17 protein-coding genes are annotated in these 26,398 nt (G+C 70.0%); 3 read left to right on the top strand and 14 right to left on the bottom strand.

Translation table 11 applies throughout. The features are described from left to right. Window positions 1-746 precede the first annotated feature (746 nt). The 13 genes from ACAV_RS15570 to ACAV_RS15510 all read right to left on the bottom strand — a co-directional run bounded on the left by ACAV_RS15570 (window position 747) and on the right by ACAV_RS15510 (window position 23,169). A complete protein-coding gene (locus ACAV_RS15570; RefSeq protein WP_013595532.1) occupies window positions 747-1,241 on the bottom strand; it encodes a hypothetical protein in 495 nt (164 codons plus the stop codon). Beyond that, complete coding sequence (locus ACAV_RS15565; protein WP_013595531.1) at window positions 1,238-2,827, bottom strand: TRAP transporter large permease; 1,590 nt, start codon at window positions 2,825-2,827, stop codon at window positions 1,238-1,240. Before ACAV_RS15565 ends, ACAV_RS15570 begins: the two co-directional genes overlap by 4 nt. A 54-nt stretch (window positions 2,828-2,881) precedes the next feature. Continuing rightward, window positions 2,882-3,421 (bottom strand): TRAP transporter small permease subunit, encoded by a 540-nt coding sequence (locus ACAV_RS15560; RefSeq protein WP_013595530.1) that lies wholly within the window; start codon window positions 3,419-3,421, stop codon window positions 2,882-2,884. Window positions 3,422-3,719: 298 nt separating this feature from the next. Further along, complete coding sequence (locus ACAV_RS15555) at window positions 3,720-4,439, bottom strand: mechanosensitive ion channel family protein (RefSeq protein WP_013595529.1); 720 nt, start codon at window positions 4,437-4,439, stop codon at window positions 3,720-3,722. Between the two features lie 49 nt (window positions 4,440-4,488). After that, the gene (treS, locus tag ACAV_RS15550) at window positions 4,489-7,917 is read right to left on the bottom strand and encodes a maltose alpha-D-glucosyltransferase (RefSeq protein ID WP_013595528.1); all 3,429 of its coding nucleotides are present in this window, start codon (window positions 7,915-7,917) and stop codon (window positions 4,489-4,491) included. Between the two features lie 4 nt (window positions 7,918-7,921). After that, on the bottom strand, window positions 7,922-10,093 hold the full coding sequence (locus tag ACAV_RS15545; RefSeq protein ID WP_013595527.1) for an alpha-1,4-glucan--maltose-1-phosphate maltosyltransferase: 2,172 nt from the start codon (window positions 10,091-10,093) through the stop codon (window positions 7,922-7,924). Next, entirely contained in the window at window positions 10,077-12,119 is a 2,043-nt protein-coding gene (glgB, locus tag ACAV_RS15540; RefSeq protein WP_013595526.1) for a 1,4-alpha-glucan branching protein GlgB, read from the bottom strand. The genes ACAV_RS15545 and glgB overlap by 17 nt, the downstream gene beginning before the upstream one ends. Before the next feature lie 82 nt (window positions 12,120-12,201). Continuing rightward, window positions 12,202-13,803, bottom strand: a complete 1,602-nt coding sequence (locus tag ACAV_RS15535; protein ID WP_013595525.1) for a BCCT family transporter — start codon at window positions 13,801-13,803, stop codon at window positions 12,202-12,204. Between the two features lie 67 nt (window positions 13,804-13,870). Continuing rightward, window positions 13,871-15,232 (bottom strand): adenylosuccinate lyase, encoded by a 1,362-nt coding sequence (gene purB / locus ACAV_RS15530; RefSeq protein WP_013595524.1) that lies wholly within the window; start codon window positions 15,230-15,232, stop codon window positions 13,871-13,873. A 107-nt stretch (window positions 15,233-15,339) separates the two neighbouring features. Then, entirely contained in the window at window positions 15,340-16,452 is a 1,113-nt protein-coding gene (modC, locus tag ACAV_RS15525) for a molybdenum ABC transporter ATP-binding protein (protein WP_013595523.1), read from the bottom strand. Continuing rightward, entirely contained in the window at window positions 16,449-17,126 is a 678-nt protein-coding gene (modB, locus tag ACAV_RS15520) for a molybdate ABC transporter permease subunit (RefSeq protein ID WP_013595522.1), read from the bottom strand. Before modB ends, modC begins: the two co-directional genes overlap by 4 nt. 9 nt (window positions 17,127-17,135) lie before the next feature. Further along, on the bottom strand, window positions 17,136-17,927 hold the full coding sequence (gene modA, locus ACAV_RS15515) for a molybdate ABC transporter substrate-binding protein (RefSeq protein WP_013595521.1): 792 nt from the start codon (window positions 17,925-17,927) through the stop codon (window positions 17,136-17,138). 79 nt (window positions 17,928-18,006) lie between these two features. Then, complete coding sequence (locus ACAV_RS15510) at window positions 18,007-23,169, bottom strand: DUF8616 domain-containing protein (protein ID WP_013595520.1); 5,163 nt, start codon at window positions 23,167-23,169, stop codon at window positions 18,007-18,009. Between the two features lie 142 nt (window positions 23,170-23,311). Here ACAV_RS15510 and ACAV_RS15505 point away from each other — a divergent pair, with 142 nt between their 5' ends. Beyond that, a complete protein-coding gene (locus tag ACAV_RS15505; protein WP_013595519.1) occupies window positions 23,312-24,229 on the top strand; it encodes a TOBE domain-containing protein in 918 nt (305 codons plus the stop codon). 39 nt (window positions 24,230-24,268) lie between these two features. Here ACAV_RS15505 and ACAV_RS15500 read toward each other — a convergent pair whose 3' ends face one another. Further along, window positions 24,269-24,637 (bottom strand): hypothetical protein, encoded by a 369-nt coding sequence (locus ACAV_RS15500; RefSeq protein WP_013595518.1) that lies wholly within the window; start codon window positions 24,635-24,637, stop codon window positions 24,269-24,271. A gap of 152 nt (window positions 24,638-24,789) precedes the next feature. On the opposite strand from ACAV_RS15500, the gene ACAV_RS15495 reads away from it, so the two are divergent. Next, on the top strand, window positions 24,790-25,446 hold the full coding sequence (locus ACAV_RS15495; RefSeq protein WP_013595517.1) for an ABC transporter ATP-binding protein: 657 nt from the start codon (window positions 24,790-24,792) through the stop codon (window positions 25,444-25,446). A gap of 138 nt (window positions 25,447-25,584) precedes the next feature. Then, window positions 25,585-26,367, top strand: a complete 783-nt coding sequence (locus ACAV_RS15490) for an MCP four helix bundle domain-containing protein (RefSeq protein WP_013595516.1) — start codon at window positions 25,585-25,587, stop codon at window positions 26,365-26,367. Window positions 26,368-26,398 lie beyond the last annotated feature (31 nt).

The following is a 26,398-nucleotide window of genomic DNA, read 5'->3' as shown; positions in this document are numbered from 1 at the left end:
TTTTCTTTTTTTGGGGGTGGTTTTTTCCCGGGGCCGGGATGTGCGCCCGGCGGCGCACCTACTTTCTTTTGCTTCGCCAAAAGAAAGTAGGCAAAGAAAAGGCGAGCCCTGGTGTCTGCGTCCCCCTTCGCCCTGTTGGGCGAAGGGGGCAGCCTGTGGTGCTCGGTCGCGGGGCGGCGCCGTGGAACTCGCTTCGCGCTGCGCGCTGCGCTCGGACAACCACGGCGAGCCAGATCACGAAGCAGGCGTGTCCTGCGGCACGCCTGCCCGCCCCGCGCCCTGCGCTCCTCGGCGCAGCCACGAGGGCGGGGGGCAGCACACGGGCCATTGCTTCGCTCGGCCTGGGGTGCGCGAGTGCTACGCACCGCGCACCGTTTTCCTTGGAGCGGAGCGTTGGGTTTTTTGCCGAGCGCAGCGAAGGCTTTGGGGCCGAGCAACGCGAAGGCCCGGATCACCCCTTCTGGATGCGCTTGGGGCGCGCAGGGGGTGGGGTGGCGGGCGTGCCGCAGGACACGTCCGCTTCGTGAACTGACTTGCCGTGGTTGTCCGAGCGTAGCGCGCAGCGCGAAGCGAGTTCCACGGCACACCCCACCCCCGAGCACCCCAGGTTGCCCCGTTCGCCCTGCGGGCAAACGGGGTCGCATCCAGCAGGGTCGCCCTTTCTTTGGTTACTTTCTTTCGGCGAAGCGAAAGAAAGTGACTCGCCCGCCGGGGCGAAATCCCGGCTCCGGAAGTCACCACATCCGTCAGCGTGATTGGGGTACAGCCCCAGCCCCCACCCTCACCACACTCTCCCCGAACGCCACCAGCACCCCCGCATCCGCCGCATGCACCCACGTGATCCCTCCGCCCTTGCGGCGCAGCAGGATGCGCGGCGCGATCACGGCACGGAACCATGGCCAGTGCACGATCTTGAAGCTCGCCACGTCGGCCGCCCGCACCCGCTTGTCCCAGAGCCAGGTCTGCACGATCACGCCGCCGTCTTCGCTGGAAAAGCGCGTGCGGCTGAACACCATCCACCAGCCCATCCAGCCGATCAGCACGGCCGCGAGGCCGAAGGTCGCCAGGGCCGGAAAGGTCCATTGCGCGCTGCGCAGCGCGGGGATGGACCAGAGCGCGAAGGCCGCCAGCCCGCCCACGATGGCCACGGCGAGCAGCCGCACCAGGGGCGGGAAGGCGGCGCTTTCGATGTCGATGGCGGCCCCGCCGTTGCCGGGCGGGGGCAGTCCATGGTCCGTCATTGCGGGGTGCTGGCTGCGCCTTCCGGCGCGGGTTCCGGCGTCGCCGGCTCGGGCATCGGTTCCGGCACCGGCATGGCGGGCTCCGCGCCCGGGGCCGCAGAGGCACCGTCAGCGGGTTTGTTGCCCGTGCCGAAGGGGTCGTCCATGTTGATGGACGGTTCCGCCGAGCTGTCCGCGGGCATGTCGAGCTGCACCTTGTCCAGATCGACCACCTTTTCCTTGTCGAGGAAGATGGTCACGGTCTGCGGGAAGAAGATCACGATGCCCACGAGGATCAGTTGCATCACCACCCAGGGAATGGAGCCCATGTAGATGTCGCTCGATTTCACCGGGCGGTCGATGCGCTTTTCCTTGAAGAGCGTGTCGGCGATGCCGCGCAGGTAGAAGAGGGCGAAGCCGAAGGGCGGGTGCATGAAGCTGGTCTGCATGTTCACGCACAGCAGCACGCCGAACCACACGAGGTCGATGCCCAGCTTGTGCGCCACAGGGCCCAGCAGCGGCAGGATGATGAAGGCGATCTCGAAGAAGTCGAGGAAGAACGCCAGGAAGAAGATGAAGATGTTCACGACGATCAGGAAGCCGATCTGGCCGCCCGGCAGGTCGGTGAGCATGTGCTCGATCCAGATGGCGCCATCGACGCCCTGGAACACCAGCGAGAACACGCGCGAGCCGATCAGGATGAACACCACCATGGCCGTGAGGCGCATGGTGCCGTCCATGGCTTCCTTGATGAGCTGCCACGTCAGGCGCTTGTGGATGGCCGCAAGGATCAGCGAGCCCACGGCGCCCATGGCGCCCGCCTCGGTGGGCGTGGCGATGGCATGGTCCATGAACGGCAAACCCCCCATGGAGCCGAGCACCGCGAAGATCAGGATGGCCGAGGGGATGATGCCGCGCAGGCACTTGCCCCACAGGGCCCAGCCGTGCAGCGTGCGCGCGGTGCGGGGCAGGCCGGGCACGTACTCGGGGCGGATACGGCCCAGGATGAAGGTGTAGATCGCGAAGATCAGCACCTGCAGGATGGCCGGGCCCCAGGCGCCCTTGTACATGTCGCCCACCGAGCGGCCGAGCTGGTCGGCCATGACGATCAGCACCAGCGAGGGCGGCACCAGCTGCGTGATGGTGCCCGAGGCGGCCAGCACGCCGGTGGAATAGCGCATGTTGTAGCCGTAGCGCATCATCACGGGCAGCGAGATCATGGCCATGGCGATCACCTGGCCGGCCACGGTGCCGGTGATGGCACCCAGGATGAAGCCCACGATGATGACCGAGTAGCCCAGGCCGCCGCGCACCGGGCCGAAGAGCTGGCCCATGGAGTCGAGCATGTCCTCGGCGAGGCCGCATTTCTCGAGCACCGCGCCCATCAGCGTGAAGAACGGGATGGCCAGCAGCAGGTCGTTCGACAGGATGCCGAACATGTTGATCGGCAGGTTGGCCATGAAGTTGGCCGGGAACCAGCCCATCTCGATGGCGAAGAAGCCGCTGAACAGGCCCAGGGCCGCGAGCGAGAACGCGACCGGAAAGCCGATCAGCATGATCACGATCAGCCCCGCGAACATGATCGGGGCGAAGTTTTCCATGTGCATGGGGAGAGTCTTCCTGGAGAAGTCGGGTCGGTCGGCGCTTTTTTGTCGATGCGTTTACTGCACCGGCTTCTCGTAATGCGTGCTGATCTGCAGGTGACCCGTCAGGTAGGCCACGCGCTTGACGATCTCGGCCAGGCCCTGCAGGAAGACCGCGCCGAAGCCCACGGGCAGCAGCAGCGCGGCGGGCCAGCGGATCAGGCCGCCGATGTTGCCGGACATCTCCTTGGTGACGTACATGTTCCAGAAGAATGGCCAGGTGAGCCAGGTGAGCAGGCCCATCACGGGCATCAGGAAGAAGATGAGGCCGAACAGGTCGACGAAGACCGGCCCGCGGCCGCGCAGCTTGCCGTAGATGATGTCCACGCGCACGTGTTCGTTGAGCTTGAGCACCACGGGTGCGCCGAGCATCACGGTGGTGCCGAAGAGGTACCACTGGATCTCGAGCCACGCATTGGAGCTCATGTCGAGCCCGTAGCGCACGAGGGCGTTGCCCGCGGAAATCAGGGCGGCGGCCAGCACGGCCCAGCCCGCGACCTTGCTGAGCTTGGTGGAAACCCAGTCCATGCCCCTGGCCAGTTGGAGGAGTCCTGTCACGCTTGCTGTCTCCTGTCGTTCACGTTGTTCGATGGATGCGCGCGGCAGGAAGAAACCACGGCGCCGCGCCCGCCCGGGATTAAAGCGGATCGTACGGCGCCTGGGCTGAGAAAAGGCTGACGCGGGGGGCTGGGGTTTTCCCGTGCGTGAACGTGCGCAGCAGGCTGCGGCACATGGATGTGGCCTGCGGGTACCGGCGAATTCCGCCCTGCGGCAGGATCAGCGGTTCGGCGGGTTGGCCCGAGTGTCGACGGGCATGAAAAAGCCGGCCTGGGGCCGGCGAGGTTCAGGAGCGCGTTCAGGGTCGCGGGTCGCGCGGGGGCAGCCGGTCCGCGCCCCCGGGCGGTTCGCGCCTCCGGCGCGGCCACCACTGCTCGATGTACTCGGCGGCCCGGTCCCGCCCCCCGAGGCCGAAGGCCAGGGCCAGCGCGAAGACCACGCCCGCGAGCAGGATGAGGAAGCTCTGGCGCACGATGTCGCCGCCGATGCCGAGCTGGTCCAGCGCGATCAGCACCGAGAACACCACGATGGCGTACTGCGCCGCCTTGCCCGGCAGCACCGTGTCGGCCATGCCGGCGCGGCGCAGGTAGGCGGAGACGAGTTCGCCGACCACGCGGCCGAAATACGTGCCCAGTACCAGGATCAACAGCGCGACGAAAAGGTTCGGTATGAACCACAGCACGCGGCTGAGCAGGGCGGTGACATAGCTCAGGCCCAGGCTGTTGAAGGCGACCAGCAGGGCCGCGAGCAGCACCAGGCCGTACGCCAGCAGGCCGAAGACGGCCGTGGCGTCGCGGCGCGAGCCGGCCTGCCGCAGGAACTCGTCCAGGCCCGCGCGTTCGGTGAGCACGTGGAAGTTGATGGCCCGCAGCCCGCGCGTGACCGCGAAGCGCACGGCCTTCGCCACGAGCCAGCCGGCCGCGAGGATGAGCAGGGCGAAGAGCAGGCGCGGCAGGTAGGCGCCCAACTGGAAGAGGAAGGCGCGGGCCGGTTCCAGGTGGATGGATAGGTTGTCCATGGGAAGAAGCCTTGGGGATCGGTCGGTGGCGGGGAAAGCAGCGGCGCCGTCAGGCGGGAGTGTCTGGCAGGCTCGGGGTGGGCGTGGGCGCCGCTGCCGCGCCGATCAGCGCGAGGATGCCCTGCAGCGGTACCTGGGCCCAGTCCACCCGGTTGCCCAGTTCGTAGCGGAGTTCGTAGAGCGCTTTTTCCAGCTCGAACAGGGAGATCAGGGCAGGGTCGGCCGCCAGGCCTTCCGCCGCGTAGGCGGCCAGGAAGGCGTCGCGGACCTGGTGCTCCCAGTGCCGCGCGGCCTCGTCCAGGCGCACCATCTCCTCGGTGGACTGGGTCATGTGCTTGAGGGCGGCCCAGCGCGCGTAGTTGAAGGAGCGCAACATGCCTGCCACGTCGCGCAGCGGCGAACTCTTGGCGCGGCGCTCCTCGAACGGCCGGCCGGGCTCGCCCTCGAAATCGATGATGACGAAGTCGTTGCCCGTCACCAGCACCTGGCCCAGGTGGTAGTCGCCGTGGAAGCGGGTCCTGGTGCCGGTGGGCGTTTCCGTGCCGCCGGCCGCGAGGCGCTCCATGATGAGGGCACGCCGCGCCAGCACCGCCTGCGCGTCCGTCTGCGCCGCGGGGGGGAGCTCGCCCAGGCGCCGCTCCAGCAGGGCGAGCGTGTCTTCGGCCTCGGCGCGCGCGCGCTGGCGGAAGGCGGCCACGTCCTGCGCGGTGACGGGTTCGGGGTCGAAGGCGGCATCGCCGGTGCGCCGGGCCAGTGCCTGGTGCAACTGCGCCGTGCGTTGGCCGAGGGTCGCAGCCAGGGCCAGGTAGCCGCCATGCACGTTCGCGGCGGGGCCGGCCGACTGCGCCACGCGCGTGTCTTCCAGGAACCGTTCCAGGTACCCGAGGGTGTACTCCCATCCGTCGCCCTGGTTGGCCACGTAGGACTGCACCAGCGCGAGCGTCATGGTGGTGCCGTCGGGCGCCACGTATTCCACCGACCCCGCCACCGGCACGCAGTGCGGGAAGCGGGCGACCTCCGTGAGGAAGCGGCCGACCTCCAGCTCGGGGTTCACGCCCTCGCGCAGGCGGCGGTAGCCCTTGAGGAACAGGGCCTCGTCCAGGGCGACCACGGTGTTGCTGCTCTGGGCCCCGGGGCGTTCCACGGGCAGCGCGTCCAGGTCCGCGGCCAGCGCGTCGAAGGCCGAGGTGCGCCGGAACCGCACTCGCCCGCCCTGGTCGGTGGCGAGTTCCGTTCCCTCGCCCATGGCGCGCACCACGGCGCGGCAGAAGGACTCGTCATGGAAGGCATCACCCATCACGCCCACCTGGGCCTGCTGGCGCACGCGCGCCACGCCGGCCGGCGAGATGCGGCGCATGCGCTCCTCGCTGCCTTCCTCCCAGGCCAGGGCCAGGGGCACGAAGTAGGTCGCGGCGGTGCCCTGCGGCTGGCCCGGCTTTGCTGCCGGCTCCACGCCCAGCAGCGGCAGCATCCACTCGCAGCCCTCGCCAGCCTTCCACACCGTGTGGTCCAGGATGCGTGCGCCGGCGATGGCCGCGCCCTTGTCCGCATACCAGCGCTGCAGTTCGATGAACCGCGGCAGGGTGTCGTCCTCGAACTGCGTGCGCATGCGCTCGGCCATGCCGATGCGCCAGGGCATGACGCGCTCGCGGAAGAAGCTGGTCCAGCCGTCGAACAGCACGAGCACGGGGCGCTCCTGCAGGTCCAGGCCCTCCTGGTGCCAGGAGGGCACCGGGGCCTCGTTGGAGAGGCGGAACCAGTAGAAACCGTAGGAGTGCAGGGTGAGCAGGTAGGGCAGGTCGCCGATGGGCGGGAAAGTGACCCGCCCGAGCATCTCGATCGGTGTGCGGCCCCGGTAGGCCGACAGGTCCAGTTCCACCGGCTGGGCGGCGCGCGAGAGGTTGAACACCGTGAGGATGACGTCGTCCTCGTGTTCGCTCACGTACGCCAGGATCTTGCGGTTGCCGGGCTTGAGGAAGGTGCGGCGCCCGCGGCCGAAGGCGCGGCTGGTCTTGCGCACGGCCAGCATGCGGCGCGTCCAGTGCAGCAGGGAACTGTGGTCGCCCGACTGGGCCTCCACGTTCAGGGCCTCGTAGCCGTACACCGCGTCCATGATGGGCTGCAGGTAGAGCCGCTGCGGATCGGAGCGCGAGAAGCCGCCGTTGCGGTCGGGCGACCACTGCATGGGCGTGCGCACGCCATTGCGGTCGCCCACGAAGACGTTGTCGCCCATGCCGATCTCGTCGCCGTAGTAGATGATGGGCGAGCCCGGCATGGACAGCAGCATGCCGTTCATGAGCTTGACCCGGTCCAGGTCGTTCTCCATCAGCGGCGCGAGCCGGCGGCGGATGCCCAGGTTGATGCGCGCGCGCATGTCGGCCGCGTACATGCTGTACATGTAGTCGCGCTCCTTGCTGGTCACCATCTCCAGCGTGAGCTCGTCGTGGTTGCGCAGGAAGATGGCCCACTGGCAGCCTTCGGGGATGTCGGGCGTCTGCTGCAGGATCTCGACGATGGGATGCCGGTCTTCCTGGGCGATCGCCATGTACATGCGCGGCATCAGCGGGAAGTGGTAGGCCATGTGGCATTCGTCGCCGTTGCCGAAATACTCGCGCACGTCCTCCGGCCACATGTTGGCCTCGGCGAGCAGGAAGCGGTTCCCGTATTCCGCATCGATCGCCGCGCGCAGCTTCTTGATGACGGCGTGCGTCTCGGGCAGGTTCTCGTTGCTGGTGCCGTCGCGCTCCACCAGGTAGGGAATGGCGTCGAGCCGGAAGCCGTCCACGCCCATGTCCAGCCAGAAGCGCATGGTCTTGAACACGGCCTCCAGCACCAGCGGGTTGTCGAAGTTCAGGTCCGGCTGGTGGCTGAAGAAGCGGTGCCAGTAGTACTGCTTGGCCACGGGGTCCCAGGCCCAGTTGGAGGTCTCGGTGTCCGTGAAGATGATGCGCGTGCCCTGGTAGATCTGGTCCGTGTCGCTCCAGACGTAGAAGTCCCGCTCGGGCGAGCCGGGCGGGGCCCGCCGCGCGCGCTGGAACCACGGGTGGTCGGACGAGGTGTGGTTGATGACCAGCTCGGTGATCACGCGCAGGCCGCGCTCGTGCGCGGCGTCCAGCATCTCCTTGAAGTCCGCGAGGGTGCCGTACTGCGGGTGCACGTCCTCGTAGTCGGCGATGTCGTAGCCGTCGTCGCGCAGCGGCGAGGGGTAGAAGGGCATCAGCCAGATCGTGTTGACGCCCAGGTCCTTCACGTAGTCCAGCTTCGCGGTCACGCCCTTGAAGTCGCCGTAGCCGTCGTTGTTGCTGTCGAAGAACGCTTTCACGTTCAACTGGTAGATGACGGCATCGCGGTACCACTGCGGGTCGCCCTGCGTGTCGATCTCCGGGGTTTCGGGCATCACCACGGGGCCCGGTTCGGGCAGCGGCCCGGCGGACGGATCCGCGGCCGGTAGGGGTTGGCGCAGCAGGGGGGCGTTCATGGCATCACTGGAAAGGGTCGATGTCTCCGGCGCCCGCGACGCGGCGCCGCACGGCGAAGATGTGGGCAGGCGCGCGCTGCGGATCCAGCAGCACGTAGTGGGTGTCGCCCTGCCAGAGGAAGCGCTGCTGGCTCAGCAGGTCGTGCATCTGCCAGTCGGCCGCGGGCGGGTCGCCCGCCGCGATGGCGATGTCGGCCGGGGACAGCCGCATCCAGCCCGACTGGGCGTGGTGCGGATCGAGGTTGACCACCGTCACGATCACGTCGCGTCCTTCCGGCGACCGCTTGAGGTAGGCCAGCAGCATGTCGTTGTCCACCGGCAGGAAGCGCAGGCTGTGGTCGGCCTGCAGGGCAGGGTGGGCGCGGCGGATGTGGTTCACGCGGGCGATGAGGGGCCGCAGGTTGCCGGGCCGCTCCAGGTCCCAGTGCCGCAGCTGGTATTTCTCGGAGTCGCGGTACTCCTCGCTGCCGGGCTCGCGCGGCAGGTGCTCCAGCAGCTCGTAGGCCGGCCCGTAGATGCCGTAGTTGGCCGAGAGCGTGGCGGCCAGCACCAGCCGCAGCGCGAACATCGCGGGCTCGCCACCCTGCAACTGGGCGTGCAGGATGTCGGGCGTGTTGGGCCACACGTTGGGGCGGAAGTAATCCCGCCCGGGCGCGGTGTTGAGCTCGGTGAAATAGTCCTGCAGTTCCTGGCGCGTGTTGCGCCAGGTGAAGTAGGTATAGGACTGGGTATAGCCCCGCTTGGCCAGGCCATGCATCACCTTGGGGCGCGTGAAGGCCTCTGCCAGGAAGAGCACGTCGGGATGCTCGCGCTGGATGTCGCCGATCACCCATTCCCAGAAACCGAAAGCCTTGGTGTGCGGATTGTCCACGCGGAAGATGCGCACGCCCTCGCCGATCCAGTGCGCGAATACGCTGCGCAGTTCCTGCCAGAGGCCCTGCCAGTCCTCGCACTCGAAGTGGAAGGGATAGATGTCCTGGTACTTCTTGGGCGGGTTCTCGGCGTATTGCACGGTGCCGTCGGGGCGCCAGCGGAACCAGTCCGGGTGCTCGCGCACGTAGGGGTGGTCCGGTGCGCACTGGAAGGCGATGTCCAGCGCGAGCTCGATGCCGTGTTCCCGGGCCCGCGCCACGAGGCGGCGGAAGTCCTCCGGCGTGCCCAGTTCCGGGTGGATGGACTTGTGCCCGCCCTCGTCGGCGCCGATCGCCCAGGGGCTGCCCACGTCCCCGGGCGCGGCCGTGAGCGTGTTGTTGCGGCCCTTGCGCTGCACCCGGCCGATGGGATGGATGGGCGGGAAGTACAGCACGTCGAAGCCCATGGCGGCGATGTCGGCCAGCCGGCCCTCCACATCGCGGAAGGTGCCGTGCATGCCCGGTACGGCCGCGGTGGAGCGCGGAAAGAGTTCGTACCAGGTGCTGAAGCGCGCGCGCTCGCGGTCCACGCGCAGTGGCAGCGCGACCGGATGGCGGGTTTCCAGGCTGCGGTCGGGGTGGCGGCGCATCGCCTCGGCGGCGGCTTCCTGCAGCGCCAGGGCCTTGAGCGGAGCCGCATCGCCGATGTCCTCGCGGGCGCCGCGTTCCAGCGCCTCCGCCCATTCTTCGAGCTGCCGGGCGTCGGCCGGGGCAGGGTGCGCCGCGGCCCGCATGGCGGCGGCCCGGGCGTCGGCGGCGCCCACGCGCGCCGCGACGCGGATGTCCGCCGGGTCCACGCGGCGCTGCATGTCGTGCCGCCAGGATTCGAAGGCGTCCACCCAGGCGACCACCGTGTAGCGGTAGAGCCCGGGGTCGGGCGGCGTGAATTCGGCCCACCACTCGTCGTTCACCTCGGGGTGCATGGGCAGCTCGGCCGGCGCGGTCGGGGCACCGGGGCCTTCCTCCTTCCACCACCGCAGCATCGCCCGGGGCACGTCGTGCCCGTCGGTGAAGCAGTGGGCGGTGATGCGCACCGCCTCGCCCGCCACGCGCTTCACCGCGAAGCGGCCGCCGTCCACCACCGGCAGCACCGCGTCGATCACCGCGCGCGCGCGTCCGTCCTCCGGCAGCGGGGGCGCAGCGCGCGGCACGGCCTGCGCGGTGGCGGCCGGGGGGGGCAGGCGGCGGCCGGGGCCGGCGGGCGCGGCGGACGGCGCGGGCCGGGCGTTGGGGGAGGAGGGCGCGGAGTCAGGCGGGGAAGGCATGGCGTGCAGGCTCCTGTCGGAGGATGAGGGTGGACAGCGGCGGCAGCGTGAGGCATAGCGACTGCGCCCAGTGGTGCGAGCGCACGGGCGCGGCTTCCACGCCGCCCAGGTTGCCCCAGCCGGCGCCGCCGAATTCGCGGGCATCGCTGTTGAACAGTTCCCGCCAGTAGCCGGCGGAAGGCACCCCCACGAGGTAGTTCTCGCGCGGCACCGGCGTCATGTTGCAGACCACCAGCACCGGCGTGGCACCCTGGCGCTGGGCCTCGGCGCCGGGCTTGCGCAGGAAGGCGATCACGCTGCGGCCGGCGTCGTCGGCCTCCACCCACTGGAAGCCCTCGGGGGAGAAATCGATGTCGTGCAGGGCCGGCTCGCTGCGCAGCACGCGGTTGAGCTCGCGCACCATGCGCTGCAGGCCGCCGTGCAGCGGGCCGTCGCAGACCCACCACTCGAGTTCGCCCTCGTGCGTCCATTCGCGGCGCTGGCCGAATTCGCCGCCCATGAAGAGCAGCTTCTTGCCGGGGTGGGCCCACATCAGGCCGAACAGCGCGCGCAGGTTGGCGAACTGATGCCATTCGTCGCCCGGCATCTTGTTGACGAGCGATCCCTTGCCATAGACCACCTCGTCGTGCGAGAGCGGCAGCACGAAGTTCTCGTTGAAGGCGTAGACCAGCGAGAACGTCAGCTTGTGGTGGTGGTAGCGGCGGTGGACCGGGTCTTCCTTGAAGTACGACAGCGTGTCGTGCATCCAGCCCATGTTCCACTTCATGCCGAAGCCCAGTCCGTTCATTTCCACGGGGCGCGAGACCATGGGCCAGGCGGTGGATTCCTCGGCGATGCTCACTGTGTCCGGGTGGTCGCGGTAGAGCGAGCGGTTGAGCAGCCGCATGAACTCGATCGCCTCCAGGTTCTCGCGCCCGCCGTGGCGGTTGGGCACCCATTCGCCCTGCTTGCGCGCGTAGTCCAGGTACAGCATGGACGCCACCGCGTCCACGCGCAGGCCGTCCAGGTGGTACTTGTCGAGCCAGAACAGGCCCGAGGAGACGAGGAAGCTGCGCACCTCGTTGCGGCCGTAGTTGAAGATGGCCGAATTCCACTCCGGATGGAAACCCTGCCGTGGGTCGGCGTGCTCGTACAGGTGCGTGCCGTCGAACTCCGCCAGACCATGCCCGTCCATCGGGAAGTGCGAGGGCACCCAGTCCAGCAGCACGCCGATGCCGCGCTGGTGCAGGTGGTCCACGAAGTACATGAAATCCTGCGGCGTGCCGTAGCGCGACGTGGGCGCGAAATACCCGGTGGTCTGGTAGCCCCAGGAGCCATAGAACGGATGCTCGGTGATGGGCATCAGCTCCACGTGGGTGAAGCCCATCGACTGAACGTACTCGCCCAGCGCATGGGCCAGTTCGCGGTAGCCCATGAACTGGCCATCCTTGCGGCGCCAGGAGCCCGCATGCACCTCGTAGATCGACATCGGGGCACCCAGCGCATTGCGCGGGCCGCGCGAGGCCATCCACTCGCCGTCGTTCCAGGTGTAGTCGAGGTCCCAGATGCGCGATGCGGTGCGCGGCGGCAGCTCGGAGCAGATGGCCAGCGGATCCGCCTTTTCCAGCACCCGGCCGCCGTTGCGCGACACGATGCGGAACTTGTAGGCCTGCCCGTGGGCCGCGTGGGGCGCGAAGCCCTCCCACACGCCGCTGTCGTCGCCGCGCGGCGCCAGCGGGTCGGCCTCCGGGTTCCAGCCGTTCCAGTCCCCGATCACCGAGACCGACGCCGCATTCGGGGCCCAGACCGCGAAGTCCGCGCCGCGCGCCTCCTGCGCAGGCACGCCGGCCGTGCGGCGCAGGTGGCAGCCCAGCGACTGGTAGAGGCGGGCATGCGTGCCCTCGCGCAGCAGGTAGGCGTCGTGGGCGGTCAGCAGGGAGGAGTCGTTGGACGGCACGGTGGGATCCTGGAGAAGGTCGGGGAAGAAGGAACGCAACAAGAAAGCCGGCTTCCGCACGACCGTGTCGGCTGCAAGCCATTGGCGCATGCGGCGGCCGGTCGAGCTCGCGCGGCAGCGGCGACGGGGCCTGTAGGACGGGGCCGCTTTGGCGGCCGCGCCGGGATCGCCGTCATTCGCGCATCGCCATTTCGCGCATCCGGCGCCGCAGGGCGCGTTCGCGTTGGCGCTCGGCCTCGTGGTCCTCGCGCACCGCGCGCAGCAGGGCCACCGCCATCAGCACCAGCACCAGCGCGAACGGCAGCGCGAACACGATGGTGGCGGTCTGTACCGCCTGCAGACCGCCCGCGAACAGCAGCGACAGCGCGATGCCGGCCACCAGCAGGCCCCAAACGATCTTCACGCGTGCGGACGGGTCCGGGTCGCCCCGGGTGCTCATCGTGCCCAGCACCAGCGTGGCCGAGTCGCCCGAGGTCACGAAGAACACAACCACCAGCACCGTTGCCACGATGGACATCGCCAGCCCCAGCGGCATCGCGCCGAACATGGCGAACATCGCGGTGGCCGGGTCGGCCTGGGCCGCGGCGGCCAGGGGGATCTGGCGGAAAATCTCGAGGTGCAGCGCGGTGCCGCCGAAGATCGAGAACCACAGGAAGCCCACCAGGCTGGGCGCGATCACCGTGCCCAGCACGAATTCGCGGATCGTGCGCCCACGCGAGACGCGCGCGATGAACAGGCCCACGAACGGCGACCACGCGATCCACCACGACCAGTAGAAGATGGTCCAGTCGCCCACCCAGGTGCTGTCCCGGAACGGCGACATGCGCAGGCTGGTGCGCACGAATTCGCTGAGGTAGGCGCCGAGCGTGTTGGTGAAGGTGTTCACCAGCGACACCGTGGGTCCGAGCAGGAACACCGCCAGCGCCAGGAAGGCCGCGAGCAGCAGGTTGGCGCTGGAGAGCCACTTGATGCCCCGGTCTACGCCGCTCACCGCCGAGGTGATGAACAGCGCCGTCGTCACCACGATGATGGCGGCCTGCGGCCAGGGGCCCACCGGCACGCCGAACACCGCCTGCAGGCCGCCGTTGATCTGCGCGGCGCCCATGCCAAGCGAGGCGGCGACCCCGAACGCCGTGGCCACCACCGCCAGCACGTTCACCAGCGGCGAGAGGTGGCGCATGCCGCGCCAGGGCAGCGATTCGGTGGCGGAGCTCACCAGGGCCGGGGCCTGCCGGCGGAACTGGAAGAAGGCGATCGCCAGCCCGACGATGCCGTAGATGGCCCAGGGATGCAGGCCCCAGTGGAAGAAGGCGTAGCGCATGGCGGCCCCCGCGGCCTCCGGCGTTTGCGGGGCGATGCCGGGCGGCGGCAGCCCGTAGTGCGAGACCGGCTCCGCCACGCCCCAGAACACCAGGCCGATGCCCATGCCCGCCGCGAAGAGCATCGCGAACCACGTCGCGGTGGAGAACTCGGGTTCCTCGTCCTCGTCGCCCAGCTTCAGGTCGCCGTAGCGGCTGAGGGCGAGGAAGAGGGCCAGCACGACCAGTGCCAGCACCACCCACAGGTACAGCCACCCGAAGTTCCGGGTGATGTCCGACAGCAGCGCGCCGAAGAACGTACCGAGGCTGGCGGGGGATGCCAGCCCCCAGAGCACCACGGCCGCGATCAGCCCGGCCGAGACCGTGAGTTGCAGGTTGCCGAGCGCCGCGCTCCTGGCGCGCTCGAGGAGGGAGGGGCGCCCTGGAGGCGGAGGGGAGGCGGATGGGGCTTGCATCCGCGCAGTGTGGGCGACGGCAGAGCGCCGGTCTGTCAGCCGATGCCGGAAACGGATGAGCCGGCGCTCACCCCTGCAGCCACGCCCCGTGCGCCGCCACCACGCGGTCCACCGCGGGCCCGCACTGGCCCAGGTAGCCGGCGGGATCCGTCAGGTCGTGGATCTCGTCCTCCGTCAGGAGCCGGCCCAGGCTTTCGTGGTGGCGCATCGCTTCGGCGAAGCCGAGCTTGTGGGTGATGCCGTGCATCGATGCCTCGTAAATCCACTCGTGGGCGGTCTGCTTGCCCACGCGGGCGGAGAGTTCGAGCATCACCCGTTCGGAGAGCAGGTAGCCGTGCATCCTGCCGAGGTTGGCCGCCATCGCGGCGGCATTCACCTTCAGCCCCGCCAGCAGGTGCCTGGCCTGGAACAGCATCGCCCCGGCGATCATGCAGGCCTCTGGAAGCGCCTTCCATTCCACCTTCCAGGCGATGCCGTCGCGCTCGCTTTCCTGCACCATGCCCTCGACCATCATGGCGGCGCTGTAGCGCAGCGGCCGCGAGAGCCCGGCGAGGTTCTCGGCCGAGACGGGGTTGCGCTTGTGGGGCATCGTGGACGAGCCCAGCTTTCCCTCGGGGAAGCCTTCCTCCACTTCGTCGCACTCGTCGCGCTGCATGTTGAAGAGCTCGTTGCCGATCTTCGACAGCGTGCCGCCGATCAGCGCCAGCAGGTTGGCGTACTCTGCGAAGCGGTCGCGCGCCGGGGCCCAGCTGATCGGCGGCACGCCCAGGCCCAGCCTGCGCAGCACGCGCTCCTCCAGCTCCGCGGCGTTGGGGCCGAAGGCCGCCTGGCTTCCCACCGCCCCGGCCAGCATCCCCACCAGCACGCGCGGGGCGGCCTGCACGAGCCGCTCGTGGTGGCGGCCGAGTTCGTCGAGCCACACGGCGCACTTGTGGCCGAAGGTGATCGGCAGCGCCTGGACGCCGTGCGTGCGCCCGGCCATCAGCGTGTCGCGGTGCTCCACCGCCAGGCGGGCCAGTTCCCGCCCCACGGCCCGCATGTCGCGCAGCGCGACCGCGTGGAATTCCTTGAGCTGCAGCGCGACGCCGGTATCGATCACATCCTGGGTCGTGGCGCCGTAGTGGATCCACTCGCCGTGGTCGGCGGAGCATGCGGCCTGCAACTGGCGCAGCGCGGGCACCAGCGAATGCCTGATGCGCCGGATATCGGCGGACATCCTGCCGATGTCGATATGCCGGACCCTGGCCTTGTCGGCGATCTCGCGGGCCGCGTCCCGGGGAATGATCCCCATGTCGGCCTGGGCAGAGGCCAGCGCGGCCTCGACGTCGAGCCACTTCTGCACGCGGTTCTCCTCTCCGAAGATGGCGCGGACTTCGTCCGTGCTCCAGAGATGCTGGAGCGACTGCATGTCGAAAACGGAAACGGGCATGGAGGGAATCCCCGGCAATGGCGAAGCGCGGAATTCTCAGGGCGCAACCGGGCTTTGCGGGCATTGCCGCCGCTGCATCCATTTATCCCTGCCATGAATCCTGCTCTTCAGCCCAGCAGGGCCACGCCCTTGACCTGCGCCACTACCTCCAGCCCCGGCGCCAGGCCCAGCGCGCGCGCGGACCGCCCGGTGATGCGCGCCAGCAGCGGCGTGCCCCCGGCATCCAGGGCCACCAGCACCTGGCCCGCGGGCTCGTCGTGCAGGGCCAGCACGCGGGCCGGCAGCAGGTTTAGCACGCTGGTGGCCGCCGGTGGCGCCAGTGCCAGGCTCACGTCGCGCGCCTGCACGCGCAGCCGCACCGGCGTGCCCGGGGGCGGGGCGTGGTCCGCGGCCAGCAGCAGGGCCTGTCCGCCCGGCAGTCGCACGGTCGCGATGCGGTCGGCGGCGTCGTAGCCGTCGGCGACACCCTCGGCCAGGGTCGCGGCGAACTCGCCGTGCGCCAGCGGCAGGTCGGGTCGGGCCATGAGCGTGGCGATGGGGCCGCTGGCGAGCACGGCGCCTTCGCGCAGCAGCACGAGGTGCGAGGCCAGCCGCGCCACTTCGTCGAGTGCGTGGCTCACGTAGAGCACCGGGATGTCGAGTTCGCGCTGCAGCCGCTCCAGGTAGGGCATGACTTCGGCCTTGCGCTCCGCGTCCAGCGCGGCCAGGGGCTCGTCCATGAACAGTACCCGGGGACTCGCGGCCAGGGCACGCGCGATCGCCACGCGCTGGCGTTCGCCGCCCGACAGCGCATGGGTGAGCCGCCCGAGCAGGTGGCCGATGCCCAGCAGCTCCACCGCCTGCTCCAGCGGCACCCGCCGCCGCGCCGGGGGCGTGCGCCGCAGGCCGTAATCCAGGTTGCCGCGCACGTCCAGGTGCGCGAACAGGCCCGGCTCCTGGAAGACATAGCCCAGGGCGCGCCGGTGCGGTGGCAGCCACTGGCCAAGAGCGTCGTTCTGCCAGACCTCCCCCGGCACCGCCACGCGGCCGGCACCACGCTCCAGTCCTGCCATGGCACGCAGCAGGCTGGTCTTGCCACAACCGGACGGGCCGAACATCGCGGTGATGCCCTGGCCTGGAAGGTGCAGGTCCGCCTCCAGCGTGAAGCGGCCGGGCCGTGGCAGGCGCAACTGCACTTCGATGGTGTCGCTGGCGACCGGGGGCAGGGCGAAGGCGATCATGCGCGCCTCCGGGCAGGCTGCAGGGCATGCAGCGCCAGCAGCACCGCGAACGAGAAGGCCACCATGGCGCCCGCGAGCCAGTGGGCCTGGGCGTATTCCAGCGCTTCCACGTGGTCGTAGATCTGCACCGACACCACGCGCGTCACCCCGGGAATATTGCCCCCCAGCATGAGCACCACGCCGAACTCGCCCACCGTGTGGGCGAAGCTCAGCACCCCCGCCGTCAGGAACCCGCTGCGCGCCAGCGGCAACGCCACGGTGAAGAACCGGTCCAGCGGACTCGCGCCCAGCAGCGCCGCGGCCTCCAGCGGCCGGTCGCCCACGGCCTCGAAGGCGCGCTGCAGGGGCTGCACGGCGAAGGGCAGGGAGTACACGAGCGAGCCCACGAGCAGCCCGCCGAAGGTGAACGGCAGCGTGGCCAGGCCCAGCGACTGCATCAGCCGGCCGACCGCCCCGTGCGGCCCGAGCAGCAACAGCAGGTAGAAGCCGATCACCGTGGGCGGCAGCACCAGCGGCAGCGCCACCACGGCGGACACGGGGCCGCGCCAGCGCGAGCGCGTGCGCGCCAGCCACCACGCGAGCGGCGTGCAGAGCACGAGCAGCAGCAGCGTGGTGAGCCCTGCCAGCCGCAGCGTCAGCCCGATGGCGGCGAGGTCTTCGGACGACAGCGGCATGGCCCGGCGTCAGAAGCCGTAGCCGTACCGGCGAATGATCTCGCGCGCCTTGTCGCCGCGCAGGTACTGCATCAGCGCCGCGGCGGCCGCGTTGTCCTTGCCGGTGGCGAGCAGGACCGCATCCTGGCGGATGGGCTCGTGCATCGCATCCGGCACCTGCCAGGCCGATCCCTGGGCGATGCGGCCGTCCTCCATGACCTGCGACAGCGCGACGAAGCCCAGCTGCGCATTGCCGCTGGCCACGAACTGGTAGGCCTGGGCGATGTTCTCGCCCGTCACCAGCCGGGGCTTGAGCGACTCGGCAAGGCCCAGCTTCTCCATCGTCTGCACCGCTGCCAGGCCGTAGGGCGCCAGCTTGGGGTTGGCGATCGACAGGTGCGTGAAGTCGCCCGTGCGCAGCACCTGGCCCTGGCGGTCCACGTAGTTCTCGCGCGGACTCCACAGCACGAGCCTGCCGACGGCATAGGTGAAGCGCGAGCCCTGCACGCCCAGGCCTTCGCTCTCCACACGCCCGGGGGTGGTGTCGTCCGCCGCCAGGAAGACCTGGAACGGCGCACCGTTGCGGATCTGGGCGTAGAACTTGCCGGTGGCGCCGAAGGACAGCACGGCCTTGTGGCCCGTGTCCTGCTCGAAGGCGGCGGCGATCTTCTGCATCGGCGCCGTGAAGTTTGCCGCCACGGCCACCGGTACCTCGCCCGCGCGGGTGGTGGTGCAGGCCAGGGCGAGGACCGTGGAGGCCAGCAGGGCACACATGTGGGCGAGGCTGAGGGTGGTCGGGCGGGAGGCGGACGAAGAAGGCATTCGCTATTCCTTGGGTGAATAGCGATGAGTATAGGCGGGCATCAACGAAGGTTGCCGCGGGCGCATTGGTGTGGCGCCGTCAAAGCTGGGGCTGTGAGGGACGCTCCGGGAAGAATGCGTTGTATTTGCCTGGCCGTGACGGATCTTTCACCAGCTTCTGGAATTCGAAGCCGAAACTATGCGTGGTGATGATGTTTCCCCCCATTTCCGTCATGCGCCCTGTTTGTAGGTCGTACCAGACGTATGTGTCCGGCGCCACGACAATCGCCTTCATGGCGTCGGCCAGCCCCTGCGCGTAGGCACTGTTCTTCCATCCGGTATTGCAGGAAAGCAATGCGATGGGCATGCCAGGCTTGTAATTCGGATCGCGGCGGATCATCTGAGCCAGCTTGTCAACCGGGATGAGTTTGCCATGTTCGTCATGGAGGCCCTGCCTGTTTCCGTGTCCAGCGATGAGGTACAGGGTGTCGGAACCACGGAGCTTGTTCGCGGCGGCCCGGAGGGGGTCATTGTGTGGAAAGAAATTCAGGTCGACCGTTGACGATGCCAACAGGCCGAGCGGATCGATTCCCGTCGTCGGAGACAGCGGATAGATCGATGCATGCAATCCACCCTCCAGCCCGATCGGATCCTGCGTCACATACTGCCCCAGCATCGGGTCGTAGTACCGGAACCGGTTGTAGTGCAGCCCCGTCTCCGCATCGAGCTGCTGACCCTGGAAGCGGATGGGCTGGCCGATGCCGTGCGGGTCGTATTCCTCTCGTATAGCGCCCCAGGCGTGGTACGTGGCGGCCCAGGTGACCAGGCCCGCCTGCGGACCGTTGGCGTCCACCAGGGCGATGGGCGTGCCCAGGTGGTCGCACAGGAAATGGCGGATGCGCGTGGGCGCGGACCGGGCGGCGAACTGCTGCCGCCTGCCGACCTCCTGCAGTCCGGATGCCAGCAGCGTGGCCACCTCGGCGGGAAGCACGCCCTGCACGCGCGCGATCAGCTGCTCGCCGTCCGGTCCCATGGCGCCGTGCAGCGCATCCTGCAGCATTTCGCGCTGCGATGGCGGCAGCGCCGCGAAGAACGCCTGCGCTTCGCCCAGTCCTTCGCTCCCCTCCACGGCGAGCATGGCCTGCATGGCCGTGGGGATGGCCTGCTCGCGCTCCAGGCGCAGCAGCGGCGCGAAGGAGCCGGGCTCGTAGAGCACGTGCTGCAGCCCCTGCGGGCCTTCGGTGTGCACGAGGCGGTCGCCGTCCCAGCCGGCGTAGGTGGTTGTCGAAGGCTCCGCAGCTGCGTTGCTGTTGTCGTTGCCATGGCCGAAGACGGTCTTGGCCAGCCGCCGCCCGAAGGGGTCGTAGCGGTAGCAGGCCACCCGCTGCCAGGCGCCACCCGCTGCCTCGCGCTGCCAGACCTCGCGCAGCCGGTGTAGCGCGTCATAGCGCAGCCGCTGCGCCCGGCCGTCGGTGTGCAGCGCCTGCACCCGGTTGCCGAAGGCGTCGTAGCGGTAGCGGATCAGGATGCCCTTGCCGGCGCTGCCGTCGTTGCCATCGCTACCGGCTCCATCGGCGTCCGGTTCGGGCGTGTTCCATCCGATGCGGTTGCCCGGCCAGCGCGTGACCGGGCCTGCTCCCTCGCCGGGCCCGTCGCCCGCACGCAGCAGGTCGAAGTCCGCATCGTGCAGGTTCTCGCGCACCTGCCGCGCCCAGTCCTGGCGCTCGGCATGGGAGACCCCGGCCGCGCGCGCCTCCACGGGCGCGGGCAGGCGGTTGCCCGCTGCGTCCAGCGTCCAGTGCGCCTGCATTTCCGTCGAGCCCGGGCCCGCGCGGTGCAGCCCGCTCAGGCGCTGCCAGGCGTCGTAGCCGTAGCGCGTGGCCTCGCCCGGTGTCTGCACGCCCACCAGTTGGCCCAGCGGGTCGTACCAGTAGCGGCGCTGGGCGAGTGTGGAGAGGGGACCCAGGGCTGGAGCGATTCGGCCCGCGGCGGACGAAGGACCTGTCTCAGATTCGTTTGCCAAGTCAGGAGCAACGGGCGCCGCATGGCGCAGGCCGCGCCAGTCCTGGTGCAGCATCCGGCCCATCGGGTCCAGCTGCCGTGCATGCACGATGGCCGTCAGGTCTGCGTTGTCCTGGCCTTCCAGCAGGTGCAGCGTGCGGCCCACTTCTCGGTGCAGCGCATCGCGCTCCCAATCCACCAGCGGCTGGCCGTCCAGCAGCAGCCCGTGCACGTGGCCCGAGCCGTAGGCCAGCCACTGCAGCGTGCCCAGCCCTTGCGCCTGCGTGGCCGTGCGCTGGCCCAGCGGGCCCAGGGTGTGGGTGATCGCGTGCTCGAACTCCACGGGGGGCTCGCCCCCGGCATGGGGTGTCTGCAACTGCATGGCCTGCCGGTACAGCGTCTGCGTCTCTCCGCAGACGCGCCCGAAGGCATCGCGCGCCAGGGCCACGCGGGCTTCCGGCTGCAGACGCTGCGCCTGTAGCGCGGCCACCACCGGAGCCTGGGCCGGGTCGCCCGGGCGATCCAGCAGGGATAACAGGACCTGCGTGTCCAGTGACAGCCAGCGCTCGGCCAGGGGGATGGGTCGATCCGTGGCAGCTCCTGAGAGTGCGGAGCTGACAGGCAATGCCATGGGCTCGATCCCGTGCGGCAGTTCTGCCTCCCAGGTGCGCGTCTGCTGCAATGCGCCTGCCGGGGTGTGCTCGAAGCGCTGGATTTGCAGCACGGCGTGCGGTTCAGCCGCTGGGTTGTCGGATACATCGACACCGGACGCTGCTCCCGGTGCAGGCAGCCGCACGGCCACGCGCGCCACCAAGCGCCCCCCCAGGTCGTAGTGCAGCCGCGTTCGCACCACCGCCCCCAACTCCGGCCGCGCTGCCGCTCCCGGGTGGTGGCCTTCGCCGTGCCCGTCGCCCGTGTGCGTGAGCTGGCCCGCCGCGTCGTAGCCATACACCTGGCTGCGCCCGTCGAAGCCCACTTCCTGCACCAGCCGGTCGGCCGCGTCGTGCACGAAGCGGGTCACGTCGCCGTTCTCGTTGACGAGCTCCTGCAGCCGCCCGGCCACGTCGTAGCGCAACTGCACGCCCCGGCCCGCCTGCACCTGCTCTACCACCCGGCCCCAGAGGTCGTGCCGGTAGGCGACCGTCGTGCTGGTGCCTGCGGGCTCGCCCGTGCCCTCCAGCACGTCGTGCGTGCCGTAGGTGGTCGCCTCCAGCTTGCCCGCGGCCGACCAGCGGTGGCGCACCGCCGTGTTGCCCGGCTGCTGCACGCCCACCAGCCGCAGGGCGCCATGTTCCAGCACGTGGTGCAACTGGGTGCGCTGGCCCAGCGCATCCGTGGTCTCCAGCACCTCGCCCCAGGCGCCGTGGCGCCAGGACTGGCTGCGGCCGGAGCAGTCCGTGTGCCGTGCGAGTTGGCCGCAGGCGTTGTAGGCGTAGAGGCTGCGCCCGCCCTGGGCGTCGATCATCGCCACGGGCTGGTCGCACCAGGCGAGTGCGTGTGGTGGGAAGGCTACGGTGCCGGTGCCGTCATCTTGCGGTTGCTCGTACTCGAACCGGGTGGTGAGGGCCTGGGTGTCGCTCGCTCCGTTCCCGCCCCCGGCAGGCGCCATCGCGACCTCCACCAGCCGTCCCCAGTCGTCGTACCGGAAGTCCGTGCGCAGCCCTGCCGCATCCTGGCTGGCCAGCAGCAGGCCGTCCTGCGCGCTGCCCGCCGCGCCCCAGTGCTGTTGCGTGCTGCGCCCGTCCGGGCCCTGCACGCCCAGCAGCCGGCCTGCGCCGTCGTAGCGCCACCATGTCGTGCGGCCCAGCGCATCGGTGGCAGAGAGGCGGCGGCCGGCGCTGTCGTATCGGAATCCTTGTTCGGCCCCGTCCGGGGCCACGAGGCGCACCAGGCGCTTGAGGCCGCCTTCGCCCTCGAAGTGGTAGGCGGTAGTCCGGCCCAGGCTGTCGCGCACCACCGTGCTGCTTTGGCTGGTGCTGGGTAAAGACGCGGTGGCCGGAGCAGGGCCATCCTGGCCACCCTCCGGGCCCTGGGCTGCCTGCGCGGGCGCCTGGCTGTACTCGAAGAAGTACGACAGCCCCTCTTCGTTGTGTTGCTCGGCCACGCGGGCACCCGGGCGTGCGACCAACCCCTGGCGACGGCCCTGCGCGGTCTGGTCTTCATAGACATACCGGTGCTTCGGACCCTGGCGCACCTGGTGCTCCGTCATGCGGTGCAGCGTGTCGTAGCCGAAGCGGCGCAGCACCGTGCCGTCTGCGCCCAGTACCTCTGCCAGGTTGCCTGCGCTGTCGTAGCGGTAGCCCACGAGCGGTTGAGGGCGCGGGGTCGTACCCGGAACCACGCTCGGATCTAGCGGATTGAATGTGCAGTCCACGCCCACCAGCCGCACCCCATCGTCGGGTTGCAGCAGGGGATGGGCACTTGTCTGTGCTGGTCCGGCATCCTGCGCGATGCGCTCGTAGCGCAGCGCATAGCGGCGCCCGGTGCCATCGGTGATACCGACCACGCGGCCCTGCTGTTCGCCTTCCTCGCCCCACAGGTAGCGCTGGCTGCGGCCGAAGCGGTCGATCACCGCATGCAGGACGTGGTCGCCCGATACGCCTGCCGGCAGGAACACCCAGGCCGGCGCGCCTGCACCGCCTGCGCCCGGCACGGAGATGACGCAGCCCGGGTCCGCACGCAGCACGGCCGGCACATGCGACCAGCGCGGTTGCTGCGCCCAGGGCAGCAGTTCGGCCGGCGTGGAGGTCCGGGTAGAGGGCGAGTTCGGGTCCGTGGCGAATGCCGTGCTACCGGAAGGGGCGTTCGCCATGCCCCCACCCCGCAACAGCCACAGGTCTTCGCTGCTGCTGTACAGCGCCTGCCCCGGCTGCAGCGCCTCGTCGAACGTGATCGCCCGCCCGGATGCATCGAAAAGCACTGCGCGCTCATCCTGAAGCCGCAACCGCAGTTCCAGCGGCAGCTTCCACCCATACCCCAGCAACCCGCATGCCGCACCATGCTCCACGTTCACGTAACTGCTGTACACCCGCTGCCACGCCAGCGGCAGCGGCCCCGGCAGCGCGAAGTCCAGTTCATCGGCCCCGGTCAGCACCTTCGCGCCCAGCGCCGGGTTCACCGGGTTGCCCACCGCCATGCCCCCGGGGCACACCGAGCACGCCACGCCCCCCGCAGAGCCGATCAGCACCGTCGCCGAGCCCTGGACGATCGGGCCGCCCTTTTGCGTCATGTCGCCCTGCCGGGCCGCGGGTTTGCCGCTCATATGGTGTTGTCTTTCCTGGGGAGGGGGCGCCGGGCCGCCCAGAGGTCGGAGATGCTAGGGAGGATCGGCCCGGGCCGGCATCATCCAACGGGAGGGTTTTTGTGTCGGCATGTAAGCATGCCTGCTGCGGCATCATCGGCCCATGCCTTCCCGTGCCCCGCATCTCCCGAGTTCTTCCCGTGCTGCCCCCCTGGCGCCGGCCGCCCTGTCCGATGCGCTGGCCCACGGCCCGGCCGACCGGCGGGTGGCGGTGCTGCGCGAGATCGGTGCCGGCGGCTCGATTTCCCAGGCGGCCCGTGTGGTGGGCGTGAGCTACAAGGCGGCCTGGCAGGCGGTGGACACCCTCACCAACCTGGCCGGCGTGCCTTTGGTGGAGCGTGCGGTGGGCGGGGCCGGCGGTGGTGGCGCGCGGCTGACCGAGGCCGGGCATGCGCTGCTGCGCACGGCGGATGCGCTGGCGCAGGCACGTGCCGGGGTGCTGGCCAGAGCCAGTACGTCCGGGGCGCAGGCGTCCAACCCGGGTGGCCATGGCGGTCCCGGCGGCCAATCCCGCGCCGTGCGTCCGGCCGCGGGCCTGGCGCTGCGCACCAGCATGCGCAACCAGTGGCCCTGCGTGGTGCAGGCACTGGAGCCGATGGGCCCCGTGGTGCGGGTGTGGTTGCAGGGCGAACCCGCGGCGGAGCAGGGCGCGATGCCGCCGGAGGGCGGCTTGCGCCTGTGTGCCCGCATCACCCGCGAGAGTGCCGAACTGCTGGGCCTGCAGCCCGGCACCGCGGTGCTGGCGCTGTGCAAGGCCACGGCTGTGCGCGTAGAGCCCGCACAACCCGTTCGCGCCGCTGCCCGGCGCGGCCCTGGAGAGGGGGCTTCCAACGCGTGGCCAGGCCGGGTGGTGCGCCTGTCGCGCGGCGGCGCGCAGGGGGACGAGGTATCCGCCGAACTGGATGCCGGTGTCCGCATGGTGGGCTTCGCGGAGCCAGGGTCTGGCCTGCGCGCGGGCCGCCGCGTGGTGATGTCGGTGGACGAGTCGGCCGTCGTGCTGGCGGTGGTGGACGCCGTATAGCCGGCAGGCGCCGGAGCGCCGGCCCGCCGCAAGGACGGGCTATTCCAGCCCGAAACGCTCGCGGAACGCCTCGCAGAAGGCCCGCGTGCCGCAGAGCGAGAGGGTGACGGTGTGGCGCGGCGCACCCGTGGCGCCCGGCTCGGCCACCACCCGGCGCAGCCCCTCGTCGTAGCGCAGCGATTGCCCGGTGGAAGTTTCCTCCACGGCCTGCAGGTCGTAATCCCATTCCCCGTCCTCTTCGATGGGGCCGCGCTGGCTGCCGAACCGCCCGTGGGCCCAGTCCAGGACGGCGGCGATTTCCGCATGCAGCGCCTCCACGTGCTCCCCCGTGACGCTGGCCATCGCGTCCCAGGTGCCGCCGCCTTCGCCGTCTTCGCTGTGGTCGAAATCGAGGTAACGCAGGGTCATGGGCCGGGAGTGGATGGACTGGTCATTGAAAGGGTGCGTGGCGGGCACGACCTGGCAGGCAGGCGGTGCCCGGCGGCCGATTGTCGGCCAGAGCGTCCTGCAGATTGCCACAGAATGTAGGCCGACCGTTTCCGGTACCGCACCTGCCTGCCATGACCATTCTGCCGCCCGATCCGCCCCGCACCGCTGCCCCCGCAGCCATTCTCTGGGAAGGCCTGGGCCTGCGCCACACGCCGCCGGGTGCCGCTGCACCGCTGTTCGATGGCATGGACCTGCGCATCGGGCCGGGCGCCACGCTGCTGCGGGGTGGCGATGGGCGCGGCAAGACCACGCTGCTGCGGATCATCGCAGGCGCGCTGCGTCCGCAGGCCGGGCGCGTGGCGGCGTGCGGCGGCGGCATTTTCTGGGCCGATCCCCGGGGCGATGGCCCGGTACTGCCCGCCGAACAGGACACGCCGGTGGACTGGTGGGCCGGGCAGGCGCAGCGCTGGCCGGAATGGAGCGCGCAGGCCCTGGCGCTGCACATCGATGGGTTCGGCCTGGCCGGACACACCGGCAAGCGGATGGAACAGCTGTCCACCGGCACGCGCCGCAAGGTCCTGCTGGCAGCGGGCTTCGCCTGCGGCGCCACCCTCGTGCTGGTGGACGAGCCGATCGCCGGGCTTGACCGGCCTTCGGTGGACTATCTGCGCAAGCTGCTATCGGGCCTCCCGGGGGCCGGTGTGCCACGGGCGCAGGGAGTGGTGGTCGCGCACTACGACGCGCTGGGTAGTGTTCCCTGGGCCCAGGTGGTTGAACTGGGCGATTGACCGGGAGGGCGTGAGGGTGGCTTGAAAATGGAAAGTTGCCACTTCATCCTGCAAAAATACTTCCAATGTGATCAAATTAATAGGATTCATCTACTGCGTGCGGCCGCAGGCCCCGCGAGTCCGTGGAAGGCCAGCCCCATGTCCCATCCGAAAATTCCCGTCCGCCTGGCGATTGGCCTCGGCGCTGTGGCCTCGAGCGGCATTGCGATCGCGCTCCTGGGCGCCGTGGCCCTGCACTCGCTGACAGCGAACCTGCAGGAGATCACCGCGGACCGGATGGCCAAGGTGGCGCAGTTCACCGAACTGAAGGACAACCTGAACGCCATCGCCCGCTATGCGCGCAACATCGTGATATCCGGCAACACCGCGGTGCAGCGGGAAGAAAAGCGCAAGCTGGCCGAACTGCGCGAGGCCAACGAGAAAATCCTGCAGTCCCTGGACACATCCGTGACGCAGCCGGAAGCCAGGAAGTCGATGGATGCCCTCTGGCAAAACCGCGCCGAGTACAACATGGCCCTGGAGCGCGTGGTGGACCTGGCGGAGCGGGGCGAGCGCTCCGCCGCCGGGGTCGTGCTGCTGGGCGAGGTGCGCCCGCGGCAGAGCCTGATGTTCCAGTCGGTGGACGATTCCCGCGCGTTGCAGAAGCAGTTCGCGGACAAGCTGGTGCAGGATGCCTCCCGTTCCGCCGCGCTCGCCTCCCTGGTGCTGGCTGTCATGGGAGCCGCGATCGCCGTGCTGGCCCTGTGGCTGGGCTGGAGCTTCGCGCGCGACCGCGCCCGGGCACCAGGCGGGGAGCCGGCAGGGCCGGCCGCTGCGCCGCAGCGAAGGCCGGACGCCGGTGTGGCCAGCCCGTCGCACGGGCTGCCGGTGGAACCGGCGGGCGCATCCATGGCAGGAGCATCGCCGGCGGGAAGGTCGTAATATCCCGGGACATCATCCGAAGGCTTTTCCA

This window comes from Paracidovorax avenae ATCC 19860 (assembly GCF_000176855.2).
In the GTDB taxonomy this organism is placed as follows: domain Bacteria; phylum Pseudomonadota; class Gammaproteobacteria; order Burkholderiales; family Burkholderiaceae_C; genus Paracidovorax; species Paracidovorax avenae.
The sequence above is the reverse complement of the archived record's forward strand: the minus strand, read 5'-3'. Positions and strand labels throughout refer to the sequence as shown.